This is a genomic window from Microbulbifer mixtoriginis (SeqCode), assembly GCF_052467515.1.
On sequence record NZ_CP174314.1, the window covers coordinates 1,332,464 to 1,347,331 of the forward strand.

General features: G+C 44.9%; 10 protein-coding genes. 3 read left to right on the forward strand and 7 right to left on the reverse strand.

Annotated elements, in window-relative coordinates:
• Positions 1 to 115: 115 nt before the first annotated feature.
• On the reverse strand, positions 116 to 1,588 hold the full coding sequence (locus ACJJIT_RS05730; RefSeq protein ID WP_444900265.1) for an alpha/beta hydrolase: 1,473 nt from the start codon (positions 1,586 to 1,588) through the stop codon (positions 116 to 118).
• Between the two features lie 785 nt (positions 1,589 to 2,373).
• On the opposite strand from ACJJIT_RS05730, the gene ACJJIT_RS05735 reads away from it, so the two are divergent.
• Positions 2,374 to 2,889: an RNA polymerase sigma factor gene (locus tag ACJJIT_RS05735; protein WP_252082484.1), complete on the forward strand. Its 516-nt coding sequence runs from the start codon at positions 2,374 to 2,376 to the stop codon at positions 2,887 to 2,889.
• Between the two features lie 609 nt (positions 2,890 to 3,498).
• Positions 3,499 to 6,510 (forward strand): TonB-dependent receptor, encoded by a 3,012-nt coding sequence (locus ACJJIT_RS05740; protein WP_444900266.1) that lies wholly within the window; start codon positions 3,499 to 3,501, stop codon positions 6,508 to 6,510.
• A gap of 317 nt (positions 6,511 to 6,827) precedes the next feature.
• Here ACJJIT_RS05740 and ACJJIT_RS05745 read toward each other — a convergent pair whose 3' ends face one another.
• Positions 6,828 to 7,310, reverse strand: a complete 483-nt coding sequence (locus ACJJIT_RS05745) for a hypothetical protein (protein WP_252082480.1) — start codon at positions 7,308 to 7,310, stop codon at positions 6,828 to 6,830.
• 1,138 nt (positions 7,311 to 8,448) lie between these two features.
• Between ACJJIT_RS05745 and gndA the strand changes: the two genes are divergently transcribed.
• Positions 8,449 to 9,969, forward strand: coding sequence for an NADP-dependent phosphogluconate dehydrogenase (gene gndA, locus ACJJIT_RS05750; RefSeq protein ID WP_252082477.1), 1,521 nt, complete (start codon positions 8,449 to 8,451; stop codon positions 9,967 to 9,969).
• 104 nt (positions 9,970 to 10,073) lie between these two features.
• Here the strand turns inward: gndA and rdgC are convergent, their stop codons facing one another.
• The 5 genes from rdgC to ACJJIT_RS05775 all read right to left on the reverse strand — a co-directional run bounded on the left by rdgC (position 10,074) and on the right by ACJJIT_RS05775 (position 14,626).
• The gene (gene rdgC / locus ACJJIT_RS05755) at positions 10,074 to 11,066 is read right to left on the reverse strand and encodes a recombination-associated protein RdgC (RefSeq protein ID WP_444900267.1); all 993 of its coding nucleotides are present in this window, start codon (positions 11,064 to 11,066) and stop codon (positions 10,074 to 10,076) included.
• 694 nt (positions 11,067 to 11,760) lie between these two features.
• A complete protein-coding gene (locus ACJJIT_RS05760; RefSeq protein WP_444900268.1) occupies positions 11,761 to 12,099 on the reverse strand; it encodes a hypothetical protein in 339 nt (112 codons plus the stop codon).
• A gap of 10 nt (positions 12,100 to 12,109) precedes the next feature.
• Positions 12,110 to 12,613 (reverse strand): hypothetical protein, encoded by a 504-nt coding sequence (locus ACJJIT_RS05765; protein WP_444900269.1) that lies wholly within the window; start codon positions 12,611 to 12,613, stop codon positions 12,110 to 12,112.
• 90 nt (positions 12,614 to 12,703) lie between these two features.
• Positions 12,704 to 13,804 (reverse strand): hypothetical protein, encoded by a 1,101-nt coding sequence (locus tag ACJJIT_RS05770; protein ID WP_444900270.1) that lies wholly within the window; start codon positions 13,802 to 13,804, stop codon positions 12,704 to 12,706.
• 423 nt (positions 13,805 to 14,227) lie between these two features.
• Positions 14,228 to 14,626, reverse strand: coding sequence for a VOC family protein (locus tag ACJJIT_RS05775; protein ID WP_444900271.1), 399 nt, complete (start codon positions 14,624 to 14,626; stop codon positions 14,228 to 14,230).
• Positions 14,627 to 14,868: the final 242 nt, after the last annotated feature.

Below are 14,868 nucleotides of genomic sequence, written 5' to 3' on the forward strand. Positions count from 1 at the left end.
CGCCTCCAATTTCATCTATTGAAAGATTAATGTGCAAGGGCTGGGTAAACGAGGGAATATGGGCTGGATATGGCAGCAGGCACTATTGACCTGCCGCTATCTGGGTGGGCAAGCCTTATTGTGGTGAAAAATCTGGTAAATCCACCGTAAGAGTGGTTTTTTCGATTGGGCGCTCCTCCATGAACGAGTTGATGGTGTCTTGTATCGCTGGGGATGCCATAAATAAATTGTGACCGGCATTTTCTACTGTTACCAGTGTGGCATTACTAAGTCCTGTCATTGCCTCATGCTGGCTCTCTATGTAAGTTCTGCCATCAAGAGTGCCACTGAATAGCAAAATGGGAATATTGCTATGGGGGTTGCTGCGAAAAGCATCACCCAGGTCCAACTGCTCAGCCAAACCATCGTAGTGATAGGAAAAGTTGAGATAGTCACTTAACAGGGCGGTTTTTGCTTGCTCCTTCACTTCAGACTTTCGCTGTGTGCTTATACCTGAGGCTATATCTATTGCCGTTGGCATGGCACTCAGGGAAATTGGAGAGCCTGGACTCAAGAATCCATCGGGAAAGTAGCGCCTGGGAACTCGATCGAAAGCCGGAACATGCCCCAAATCAAGAGTTCGATAGAAGCCTAACAAGTGGGCGACACTTTTGGGGTCGGCAATAAAAGCGGAGGCAATTTGTTGCATGTCTCTACGCTGAAGCAGGTACTCCAGAGTGTGGCCTTCCCGCTGAGGGATCTGGATTTTGACTGGGGCCCGCTCCAGCTTTGTGTGCACTCTATCGAAAAGAACCTTGATGTCAGGGTAGGCCACTTTGGCTGCGGGTTGCTGGTCCAGGGCGAGTTGCAGTCGATCTAAATAAGAACCCGTTCGCACGGGTAATTTAACAGTTTGATCCAGGCCTTCAGCACTGGAAAGGATCACTCTGTCTATGGAGTCTTCTATCTCCCTTATTGCCGCTAGAGCAAGGTGGCTGCCGTAAGAAGTGCCCCATAACACAATCTTCTCTACCCCCAGATGTTGTTGCAGGGCCTCCAGGTCGCGAGCGTTTTCCAGGGTGTTGTAACCGGCTAGATCGACCCCCTTTTGATGCCAGAATGCTAGGCATTCACGCAGAGCTTCGCGATGATATTCGATGTATTGGCTATCAGTTGTTTTTTTCAGGGCGGGAACAACCTGCCGAGATTCACAGTGAGGCAGATCGTTGGAGCGGCCGGTGCCACGCTGGTCCAGGGCGATCACATCGCCGTACTCCCGCAAAGCCATAAACATATCAAAACGATAGTTGACGGCCATGATGCCCGATCCACCAGGGCCACCGGCAAGATAAATAATCGGCGGGCCCGGCTTTTTTCCGGTTGCCGGAAAGCGTACATAGTGAAGTTTCAGCGAGCGGCTTTCTGGATTATTACGATTCTCTATTGCCTCAAAGAAGCCCTTATAGCCGTCTGCAGTCTGCTTATTCCAGGTCGTGAAAGTAAATGCCTCTTCATTAACAGGGGATTTGGCATGGGTGGTTGTTGTACCAACAAGGAAACTTAAAAGTAGAAAGACCTTTAAAAAATGGAGATTGAAAGTAAAACTCATTGGCTACAATCCTTCCCTAGAGTGACTTTTTTGTATTTTTATACTTGAAAAATCTTGATTGAGCCAGCTGATGGTAAAAGAGGTGGGTCTCTTACCTTTGCTGAAATGATTGAAACCCTTTCATATTCGTAAGCTTGGAGCTTTCAGTCTTGAATGTTATTGAGATTATGAATTGTCATTCAATTCAACCTCTTGCTTCAAACGATAGTCCTATGGCTTGATTTCATAACTCTTTACTCTCCGAAGGGTATGCATTTGTACCATTTTGCGATTTGCTTGGTTGGCGCTATCTATATGTGAGGACGGCTTTGCATAGAATGATTGGCAATTCTGAGTTGATGAGCATTGGGAATCTCTCGTTGGAACAAGGTGGGGGCGGCACAGTTTGCTTGAAAGGTCCTCGATTGGTAGATTAACTTCGATTAATTTTGTTGGTACTCAGGTTGAGGATAAGAAGTGGGAAAATAGTTCTGGAGATTATTTGATTTTTTGCTCTCAGTTATAAAAAGGCGTTTCATTTTGCTCAAATAGTCCTTTCAAGCATTTATCAAAAAATTTTGTGAGGTTATTCTGTTAACTCTCCTTAACGTGGTTGTTTTTAATCTTCTTTCGTTGTGACCAAGTAGTTTTTATGTTTTGCTTGGCCTGATTTTTAGGGGGGGTTGTTACAGATAAATAACAAGAATAAATTTCTGGATTTCGTGGATTTTGCATTGGTTGTTTGTCTAATCTTTTCTGTGTCTGGGGAGCACTAAATATCATTTGAATCACATGTGTGTTTCACTATGGATAATTTTTATCAAAAAGATATTTCAGCTTGGGTGGATAAGTATCGCCCAGGATTAAAACGATACTTTTCTTCTCGAGTAGCTTCAGCTGATGTTGATGACTTAGTGCAAGAGGTTTTTGCTCAATTACACTGGCACCTTAATCAGTCCGATATAGAGATAGAAAATCCAAGAAACTATATCTATACGGTAGCTAAAAATCTGTTGGTTAGTCACAGTCGGTACCACAAGTCTCGATGTCGAGCCTTCCATGAGTCACTTTCCCTTGATTATGAAATTCCCGATGTTATTACACCGGAGCGTACAGTAATAGGTATGCAGGATTGTCGGTGCGTCTTAAAAGCAATTCTGGGGCTGCCACCACGTGCAGGGGCGGCATTTAAATTTCACCGTTTTGAGGGGTTGACTTATCAGGATATTGCCGAACGCATGGGAATCTCCAAGGAATCTGTAAAGGAACTTATCCAGCGCGCATTAATTAGGGTTAGGCGGGCAGTGGAGGAGGTTTCATAACCTGTTTTTCTTGGATATTTAATCAGGCTATCATCCAATTAAAGATTGGTTAAGTACAAGTATTTTAAATTGCAGGTTAAGTCTATCTGTGCAAATTTTAGAATCTAGTACTTGAATTTACGCCTATTCACCTAAGCATATTGATGTTTGCCTCTCAAATAGAAAACTTCTCTACTTTTATTGTCTCCTTCATCTTCAGATGGTTTTTGCAGATTTAAAGATTTTCTAAAAAGCTATATTTATCCCCAATTGTAAATCCGCTTGCACTTACTTGAACTACACTCGAAAAGACCTTTTGGAGGCTAGTCTTTTTTATTTATGAAAGGTGAGATCTTCCTGCTTGAAATAAGTTGCCCTTTTTAGTGAGTGTAACGCTGAGAAGACGGATTTTGTAACTTTTGGTCACCGCTATTGTTTGGTTGTGTTAATTGTTGTTTTATTTAATCTCCTTGATTTCTGGGGGCGAATATTTAGTAAATGTGGATCTGAAAAATCTGGGGTTAGATCCCCCCGACTGTGCTGTAAATGCGTCTTAAACCTAGTTAGGCCTGAGATAAGGTGGTGTTTGGCTGACAGAAAAACAGAGAAAATATAATAGAGAGAATCAGAATGATGATGAGCCTGCGTAAGCAAAAAAATTTGATTGCACAAGCGATTCGTGCCACCAATCCGCTCAATCAAACAACGCCCTGGTACAGCGCTGCAATAGCCTGTCTGGTGATGTCTACCGTTTCCACTGCGGCCCTAGCCCAGGAGGAACAGGATACGGAAAGAAGTAGCCGCTCCAAACAGCCGATCGAGGAAGTGACGGTAACGGCCCAGAAAATTGAGGAGAGTATCCAAGATGTTCCTATTGCAGTTTCGGCACTCTCTGGGGATAGCATGGATGCCTTGAAGATCGAACGTGGTGAGGAACTACTACGGGCGATACCGAATGTAAATTTCTCCAAATCAAATTTTAGTACCTATAACTTTTCCATTCGCGGCGTTGGCACTAAGGCCGTTTCTGCCGCCACAGATCCTGCAGTGGCAGTGAGTTTTAATAATGCTCCATTGATTCGTAACAGGTTGTTTGAGCAGGAGTTTTTTGATGTTGAGCGGGTGGAAGTGCTACGCGGACCACAAGGCACATTGTATGGTCGTAATGCCACAGCTGGTGTGGTTAATATGTTGCCGGTTATGCCAGAGGATGAATTTTCCTCTGAAATTAAAGCGGAGATAGGTAGTTATAATTCGAAGCGTACTAGCGGTATGTTTAATTTACCCATTGGGGAAACCATGGGGTTACGCCTCTCCGGTGCTATGACCAAGCGCGATGGATTTGATACTAATACCTATACAGACAATGACGTTAATGATCGTGATCTTTATTCCACTCGGGCAATTTTTGAGTGGGATCCATCAGAAACATTTAGCGCCAATCTAATTTGGCAGCATTTTGAGGAGGATGATAAGCGTTCACGAACAGGGAAGCAGCTCTGTACGACAGATCCAGGCGTTTCAATGATTGGAGATGTTGAAGTACCAGAAAATTTCACAGGTTTTTTTAGTCAAGGTTGTTTACCCGGCTCAATCTATAGTGATGAAGCATATGGTACAACCAATGCTAAGGGGCTTGCATTTGTTGTTGCTCCACAAGCACTTCTTCAAGGCTATTATCCGGTAATGAAGGAATTTCTTCCAAATCCTTATGCCAATGCTGAGCAGTCCAGGGATTTGCGTGAAATTGCTACCAGTTTTGATCCTGTGTTTCGCGCTGAGAATGACTTGGTACAGTTAAATTTTGCATGGGAAATGAGTGATACTCTTACATTTTATTCCCAGTCGACTTATGCCAAGGACGACTATTACTCTTCCCAAGATTACAACCGGTATGTGTCAGACTCGATTTTTAGTGATTCTACTGAATATGGATTGGATCCTGGCCCTACGCCTGATGGGATCTACACCGATCCACAGTTAGGTCCTTCGGATGGCGTCTTGGCAGTGGATATCAGCCGATCTGATAACAAACAGTGGAGTCAAGAATTCAGATTGCAAACATCCTTTGATGGCCCTTGGAATTTTGTTGTGGGAGCTAATTATCTAGATTTTAAAACTCAGGATGATTATTTTGTATTTAATAATATGTTCTCCCTGATTGCCGAGCATGTATATAATGGCGTTGATGATCCTGAGGCTGGTTTGGGTACAGAGAATTGCACGGACCCTCAGAACATTGAGGGTTTTCAAGATTGTATGTATGTGGATTACAACTCATTAGAGAATATTGATGAGGAAGGTCATAATTATTTCCTCAGTCGAAATCTAGTGGAAACCCGATCCTGGGCTATTTTTGGTGAAACCTACTGGCAAATTAATAATGATGTAAAGCTTACCACTGGTCTACGCTACACGAATGATCGCAAGCGTTCCACACCGGTACCCAGTCAGTTATTACTGGGAACAGAAACTGATAATGATACCGGTGAGATCGTTCCTGGCCCTGCCTCTGGGGGGCTGGTTTATAAAGGGTATCCGGAGGGTGATGCCGTTACTCAAAGCTGGAAGGAGTACACTGGGCGCGCTGTACTAGACTGGCGTACAGATACGCCCTTTACCGATGAAACTATGCTTTATCTCTCCTTTGCCCACGGTTACAAAGGGGGCGGCACCAATCCCCCTCGCGCAGATATTGATCCCAACGTTGTGCAATACCAACCTTTAGATGAAACTTTTAAACCTGAATTTGTTAATGCAATTGAAATTGGAACAAAGAATGTTTTACTTGATGGCAGTTTAACTCTCAACGCTAATGCTTTTTACTATGACTATAGCGACTATCAAGTTTCCCAAATTGTTGACCGTATTTCGTTAAACGAAAACTTTGATGCAGAGAGTATGGGGATTGAGTTGGAACTAGCATGGCAGCTTACAGACAACACTCGGCTAGATATGAATATGGGTTACCTAAAGACCCGTATTGCAGATGGTGAAGAGTCTATTGATGTAATGAACCGTACTCAAGGACATGAGGATTGGTTAGTGGTTCGCCCAAGTCTTCAAGTTCCTTCTAACTGCGTTGCGCCGAAAGATGTGGTGGAGGCGACATTTGCAATACCATACCCATTAATGCTTTGGGCTTTATGTGATACTACGGGTAGATGGGGTTCTTTCACACCGGAAATAGAGTCTAGCCAGTATTTCCATGAGTGGTTAAATATCGACCCCTATAACCCGCTCACTGATGCACCGAATGGAGCGAGAGGCTTTGCCGCCGATTTAAGTGGCAATGAACTGCCAAATGCCCCACGGTTCACAGTAAATTTGGGAGTGGAGCATACAATTCCTATTGAAGATTGGGACCTAACTTTGCGAACTGACTATTATCGTCAATCAGAGAGTTATGCAAGGGTTTACAATACAGAATATGACCGTTTAAAGGCCTGGAGTAACCTCAATGCTTCAGTCAGTTTGAGTCATCCTAACTCAGAATTGTATATGCAGCTCTATGTGAAGAATATATTTGATGATGCACCGATCACAGACATGTTTACTAATAGTGATGATTCAGGTCTCACCACAAATGTATTTACTTTAGAGCCTCGTATTGTTGGGTTCAGTATAAGTAAAGGGTTTTAAACTCTGAGATTATGGCTGATTGACAGATTTAAATGTTAATTGCCTCTTTAAGGGCACCTTGATCTGTTGGATAGGTTCTTCTGACAAATTGAGGTGCGTTTTTAAATGTAAACTTGCTATTTGTTAATTTGCCAGTTTTTTGAATATTTCTTCATGAATTTTTAGCCGATTGCTAAAGCTTAGGTTCTTTGGCTGGAGATGGGTGAGTTGAGGGTAGTTAGGTTAGGCGGGTGTTTTGTTATAGGTCAATTAATTGTATAAGGGGCACCATCATTATTGCTGATAGTACCCCGTGCGTCTAAATTATAGGGGGTTATCTAGGGTACAGTGAATGATGATTGTGGATTGGTAGATACAACGCCATTTATAACACAGGGAGATCCTGATCCAGTACTAGGTATTTGGGCATCATTAAAGGTAATTTTGCCTGTTGACTGGTCGAAACTTCCATTCAAATCTCCCGCGCAATTACCTGATACAGCTGCTACGTTTACATTTTTTAGGGTTACAGTATTGTTTGCATGTCCTACAAGGGCATATGGTAGCCCGCTAAAAGAAATAGTGCCGCAAATGTTAAGGAAACCTCCCGAGAGGGCCAGGCTTCCAACCGAGGCATCTGCTCCTGTAGAGTCGACACTTCCAGAAAGTTTACATTGAAGCAGGATACCTTTCTCTACTTCGAGGTTACCATCACTCGCTAGGGCGATTGCACCTGGGGGAGACCAGGTTTCTGCATTCGCCAGCCCGGCTATCCCAAAAGAGGCTAAACAGATAGAAGCAGCGGTAAGGATCTTTTTCATAATAATCGTGTTCCTAATATTTCTGTTAATTATTAATGCAGGCACATTACTTGATGCTTGGTCAATTTATATGCGCTACCTTTTGAAGCGTTCATCATCGCTGGAAAGTGATGAAACTTAGTTGACCTAAATAATAGGAGCCGACCCAGTTCCAACCCCTTCCATTTATAAAGACGAGTTGGGACGACCGTTGGGGGGATGTCTAGCCCAAATAGACGCAGATTTATTTGTGGGGCGTATTTCCTATCCTCAAACTCAATCTATTAATAGGTTGGTTTTATTTATGAATCGCGTGGGGGTAGGTTGGCGTACATAAGAAAAAGGTATTATATTGTTGATAGTGACATTTGCAGATTTATATTATTTTTGTTCTGTTGATCTTTATTAAGATTTTTGATGTGTTTTGAGTTGTGCAAAGATACAGGAGTTTAGGGTTTGTTCTCTCATTAAATTGAATGAGTTAAAAGTGCTTATATAGCTTTTGGTTTGTCAGTTTTCTTAACTTTATTTCAATTCTTATTTCATGTTTGTATATAAAATGGTTCCTGGTGGGGTGTTATGACTGCTAATAACAACACACTATCGGTGGCTGGGTTCCTGGTTATGGGAAGGTTTTGTTGATTGTAATTTTTCCATTGGGTCGATTTAATCTATCGATGTATTCCCAGTCCTGAGCAGTTAAGAAAATATCGACTATTTATAGCCTTTCGTTAGTATGATTTTCACTTGAGTTGGGAATTAAAGGAAATATATTTGAAAATATCTAAATAGTTAGAAACCCGATGAAAAGCGTGAGGCTTCCAGTAAATGTCTTGTTGTGGATTGAATTAGCATCAACGGACAGCGTGTAATTTTGCATAGGTCTTTTTGTAGTGCTTTAAATATCTAAATTAACTCGGGCAGGCTTTTGTGGGGCATACTGAGCGTGTATTTGGCATTAAAGGATAAAAGCTATCACGTTACTGGCTAATTTGAGGAAGTCCTTGGCGAAGGGATAACCTGTACCAGTTTCTACTTTACAAGCCGTTTTTACTATGGCTGGGGACGGTTTTGTTTGGTTTTTGCACTCCCTGCCCTGGACTCATATTGTTATACTCCGCGCCCTTGAAAGCCCCCCTATCTTATGACGGAGAATTTGATGTCTGATTCACAGTGCGACATTGGCTTTATTGGCGCTGGTGTGATGGGTAAGAACCTGATCTTGAACTTGGCTGATAATGGCTATCGGGTCTGTGCCTTCGATTTGGATCACAATCGGCTCAATGCACTGCTAGAACAGGATAAAAAGGAACGTGGTGATCGGCCTGCGCGCGTGGAAACCTGTAACTCATACACTGAGTTGTTGGCTAAGGTCAAAGCGCCGCACTTGATCATTCTTTCTGTACCTGCAGGGGCGCCAGTAGATGATGTTTGTTGCAAACTGTTGGATGCTGGCCTCAAGGCTGATGATATTGTTGTGGACACGGGTAACAGCCTTTGGACTGACTCCGTAGAGCGTGCCAAGCGCTATGAAGGTAAGCTGATCTTCTTTACAACGGCAGTATCCGGTGGTGAGGTTGGTGCGCGATTTGGGCCGTCTCTGATGCCCAGTGGCGATCGCTACGCCTGGAGCCGTATCGAGCCCGTTTGGCACGCGATTTCGGCCAAAGTGGACAAGGCCAGTGGCCAGCCTATAGAGCGCTTTGAGCCGGGTAATCCGGTGAAAGAGGGTGAGCCCTGCGCGGCTTATATCGGCCCTATTGGTTCTGGGCACTATGTAAAAATGGTGCATAACGGCATCGAGTACGCGGATATGCAAATGATCTGCGAGGCTTACCATGTGATGCGCAGTGCCTTGGCGATGTCACCGGCGGAGATTGCCGAAGTGTTCCGTGAGTGGAATCGAGGTCCGTTAAACAGCTACCTGATTAATATCAGTGCTGAAGTGCTTTCCACCCTAGATTCTGTTACCGAACAACCGCTGGTGGATGTGATTTTGGATCGTGCGGGTCAGAAGGGGACCGGCCTTTGGACGGCTATCAGCAGTCTTGAAGTAGGCTGTCCTGCGCCGAGTATTGCCGAGGCGGTTTACGCCCGCTCCCTATCTACTCGCAAAATTTTGCGCACCCGCGCCGCGCAGAAACTCAAGGGCCCAGTTCTCACCCAGGTAGCGGCAGAGCAGCGTGAGGAGGTGATCCAACAGCTGCATGATGCCCTTTACTGCGCCAAGATCTGTGTTTACGCCCAAGGTTTTGACCTGATGAAACTGGCTGCGCGGGAGCAGGGCTGGCAGCTGAACTTCTCGGAAATTGCGAGAATCTGGCGTGCCGGCTGTATAATCCGTGCGGTATTCCTGCAATCGATTAGTGACGCCTACGATCGAGACTCCAAACTCTCTAATTTGTTATTAGATGACTTCTTTACCCAGCAGATCGCCGATCACCAGGCTAACTGGCGCCAGGCAGTGGCGAGTGCAACTCTCAATGGCATTCCGGTACCGGCGCTGTCTTCAGCTCTGAGCTATTACGACGCTTTCCGCTCAGAGTCCCTACCAGCCAACTTGCTGCAAGGGCAGCGGGACTTCTTCGGTGCGCACACCTTTTCACGGGTAGATCAGCCCGAGCAGCGCAAATACCATGTGTTGTGGGGTGAGCCGGGCCGACCAGTCGTGGAGATCTGAGCTTCAGAAAGCGACACTTTGACCTTGGGCGGGGCTTTCGTCCCGCTCCGGGTCAGGTTATTGTTCACTGCTCCATTCATTTCTTTTGCAGTAAAACAGGGCTATCAGAAGACCACTTCTTCTACTCCTCGCGCCAGCTCTTTAGCTTCAGAGCGGGAGGCTTTAGCGACCATCTCCTCTACGCTGGCAGATTCGGTATTAACGCCACCAAAGGCATTGAGTAGATCCTTGATTAGGGCTGAAATTTCCAGTGCCATTACTGCGAAATCTGCATCGAAGCGCTGCGCCGCACTTTCGGCATCGGTGTTATCTGCCTTTTCCAGCAACTCATCGCTAAACTTTACCCGTTTCACGGAGAGTTGGTCGTCCACCAGGAAATCGACCCCGCCGCGCCAAATCAGCCCCAACTTGTGTACCTGCAGGCCAGCAACCAAGTGGTTGTGAATTTCCTCGGCGCATAGGTCTTGGTTTTTGCAGCGGATCACACTGCCGCTGTCCTTTGGGTCGCGCAGTTCGCATTCGTGTCCGAAATCAAATTGAGCGGGGGCCTCGGGAGCGGTGAGCCAGTGGGTCATTGTTTGTTGTGGCAGGTTTTTGGCTGATAGAGGGACTACCGCGAGGCTGCTAATGGCTTCGCGTAGATTTTCCAATAACTCTTCAGCGGCGGAGGCAGAGGAAGCATCAACCACTACCCAGCCCTCCTGTGGGGCGATATAGGCGAAGTGCAAGCGGGACCGTGCAAAAGCCTTGGGGCGCATTTCCAGCAGTACCTCATCTTTGAGGTTTTGACGTTCCTTGCGGCCCACCTGTCGGGCCTCTTTTTCTGAAATGGCCTGGGCCAGTTCTTCTACTTTCTCATTGATAACGGCTGCTGGTAGAACTTTTTCTTGCTTCTTGGCGCAGACCATCAGGTAGCCATTGGTGGCATGTACCAATTGATTGCCGTGTCTGCCCAGGGGAGAGACCCAACCGTAGCGGACACTGTCCTGGCTACCGCAAGGCACAAATGCCTGGGCTTCCAGTAGCTCGTTTAGTTTTTCGGCATCCAGAGAGAATTCTTTGGTTAAGCGGTAAATACGAAGGTTCTTAAACCACATACATCAGGCCATTTGGTGTTCAGTTGCGTGTGCGGACGTTAATTATGCGGAAACTGGGGCGCGGCAGCTAGTGAGCTGTTTCCAAATGACGAATTGGTTGTTTTTTGTCCGAAATTTGGCGGGGGAGGATAGAATGTGCAGCATCAATGCCTGCAGAGATTGTAGGTTATTGTTCTTTCAGTAGGATGGTCGTAACGGGGCCGTTTTCTCTGTGAAAGCCTTTGTGGCTGAGCTGCAATAGTTTGAGTGCAGTTGCAGACACTTGGTTCTGTTAAAGGGTAGGGTCATCGAAGAACTCCCCTAACCGTTTAAAAGTAGGGGGCAGGGTTGCAGCCAGATTTTATCTGAGCCGGGCACACTACGCCAGTAGTCCAACCTTAATCCCATATTTCAGCTAGGCCAATTATTATTCTCTGTTTGCTAATGTGTCTTTAAGCCGCTGGGCGCATATCGATATTAACCTTGAAGAGGAAGAAGTAAGCGGATTGACTTATCTTTAGCAAAGGATTACTTCGATATTTTCCGGATGGCTACTTGAATTGTTCGCGGAGTCTGAAGCTGATTTAGAGGGGCAGTGTGGCGGTAATGAAGAATGCTATTTCCGTAAAACTGCTTGAAATATAAAAACAATTACATCATGGCATTCCCCACAGTCAGTCCGTGACATTTGTGGGGCTATATAATTACTGAATGCTCAGGAAGCGATTTTTAATGAAATACCTGTGCAGGCTTCCAATGCGGTCCAAATTACTCCCACGACGGCATTCCAGATTTTTTCTATGGTTACAGCAAGAAGGCCGCGGAGGGTTCTGGCAAAATTCAAAGCCATATCCTCGATAGAATCAAGAAAGTAATCTCTCAAGTCCTCACCAATTTCGTTTTCCATGATGGCTTTGGCAATCAATTTTGCCTGAAGGGCTAGAGCGGATAACTGGCGCTCTGAGAAGCCACGGATTTCTGTGATGTCATGCTCAATAACGGTAGAGGTTGCATCTTTAATATCTGAGATCAATTGGGTTACGTCCAGTGACATGGCAAAGTCCTCAGCGGTTTAAGAAGGATTCGTAAGTTAAAGCCTGGTCCATAGAGATTACAACTTCATTCTTGAAAAGCGCCACAATGGTAGAGCGAAGCCCCTTGTCTTCGTCTTCTTTGCGCATTCGATTAAGGCTGCTAGAGATTTTTTTTAGTGAATTGACACTGGGTGGCTGCTCATTGAAAACGATATCTGCTCCTGTAGAACTAAAATAGTTGTTGATTTTCTTGAGTGTATCTTTATTGGGCATTGGCCGGGTGTTGGATTGCATCGCCAAGGCGTCAATCTTGCCAATTAATGCATGGTAGTTTTGGTCTCTTTTAGCATAGGAGTCTTTATCTGTACCATGAGAAACTGAGGAAAAGAACTGCATGAGTTCTGCATTTACCTCAGTGAGATCTGAATAGAGTTCCGCATCATATCTTGGAGCTAGCTGGGAGCAACTGCTGATGGCTAGTGCCAGAACTATGTATAACAGAGCGGATGCTACCTTGGGTGGGGTGGACAACATCTGTACTCTCCTTGCTGTTGACGTTTATGGATATTCTGATTGTTACTTCAAGTAAGCGATAGTTGGATGGCTACTATCGCTCAACTTTCATTAAGCTGGTTCTAAGGCTACTTCATTTTTACAAACTTTAGCGGAGTCCTGCCGTTCAAAATATGACAATAGAAATCTGACTGCTTCCTGATTGTCGAAATAGCGGGAATGTACTTTAGCCGCGATTTTATCTGGAAAAGTGCCATAAGAACCGATTACCCTCTCATAGCAATTATGAGCTTCAGGTACGGCTGAGCCGCTGGCAAACCAGTCGGAGTGGGATTTGATATCAATCCATTCAATCAGATCATCGCGCTGGGATAACTCTAGAACTTCGTTTTGTAGCCATGGGGCCTGTTTACCCAGAACTTCGATTAATGAGCCCATGGTTAGAATTCGCACTGGCGTGCCAAAGGAGGGAAGGTCTGCAAAGAGATCCACAGTAACTACGCTACCAAAGCTATGCCCGACTATTGTAACTGATTCATAGTTTTCTAAGGCTAGGCTGCTTTGCAGTTGCTCGCGCACACGTCTGATAATCTCAAAGCGCACAGCGGGTTTACCTCTGGCCGCGGGCTCATTAGTTAGATAGCGCTTACAAAAATCTGAGATATCAACCAGTAGTGATACGGGCATGAGAGCGACAATCGCTGTTGCCACTGCCCAAATACGCCAGCCACCAATATATTCAACAGATCTTTTCAATTCCTCTACCAGAGGGAAGAATGGGTTATCAGCGGCAGGTTCAATAGCTTCAACAAATAGTATAATGGTACCTATGTACCAAACTATAAAGGCTAGTGCTGACAGGGTTAGCCCAAAGGTGAGGTATTTGCGCCGCAGTACTCCTTTCCAAATATGTAAATTAGCGAGCCAGAACCAGATAAGTGAAAAGCCCCTGGCGAGGCGAGTTTTTAATGTCTGTTGGGTAATACTGGGTACCAGGTCGTTCCAATAAGCTTCAACCAGGTCTAGTTCCATCTCCTGCCCTGCGGAGGTAGCTCGCAAACGCTGAACGCCCGGGGGAATAGTGGGCGCTGCTATGGGGGTGAGTGGTATACGTTCACTCGCGGCAATAAGCCCCTCTGTAAACTCGGACAATTGTGCAGTACTGGTGACACGGGTAAGTCCTGGTACCAGCATTATCAAGTTTCTTTTCATGGTACTTCCAAATGATAGCGTTGAGCCTTGGGCTGCTTCATTCTTTGAGTTAGTGCCCGTAGTTCAGTGGCCTGAAGGGGCCAATATGTTTTGAGTGTTATTATGTTAAGAAACAGACTTCCTTTTATTCTTTGGCGCACCAGTTTTGGACTGGTTATGCACACTCCGATGCTGAAAATTTGACCTGTAATTAGCTCGGGTTAGATCAAGAGGTATAAAAGTATGGGACTTGGTACATGTAGAGCGAGTCTTGCCCGATTTATATGTGATAGAGAAAGAGAAGTAAACAGTAAGTTTTGTAATAGTATGGCTTCTATACTAACGAATGAATGAGGCGCAGATAGTGAGTTCGGAGAGATTTAAATTGAACCCCTGCCACCGTAGTTGGGTGCTAGCAGTGGCAAGTTTGGTAGAAAAAGCAGTTTAATCAACCACTTCTGTTTGCAGCTGGACAAGTATAAACTCATTGCCATACAGGTCTTCAAAATGGGCAAACTCGGCGTTGGAATCTGAGGTCCTAGGCTTAGTAAATTTTACTCCATTATTTATTAGGCGCTTATATTCATTATCAAAATCCTCTGTATAAATAACTGCACAGGGTTGACCCGCCGTCTGCCTGCCAACCTGATCCAATTGACTATTGGAGGAGGCTTGTAAGAGCCAAATGCCCATGTCTTTCTGTTCGGGTAGGCGAAGGTGAACGAATCTTAATGGCGGAGCCTCTGAATCAATAAAAACTTCGAAACCAAGTTTGTCGCGGTAAAAATTAATAGCTTCTTCGTAGTCACGAACAAGAATAACCAATCTTCCTATAGTGTTCATAAAATCCCGTCTTTGCTGATTGAATGTTGATAGAAGGGCTTGATATTAACTAGCTTTATTGTACTGAATAATACTGCAGTCAGAATTTGATTAAATCACAGCGTAGAATTATATGACAGAAATACTCCTATCGTGCCTAAATACAAGGGATTCTAATTAGATGTATCAAACGGTTGTTGTTCACGTTATCAGATAGTGAGATTCAGGATCGCTTTAAGGCTTGTGGACGATCTTCATAATGA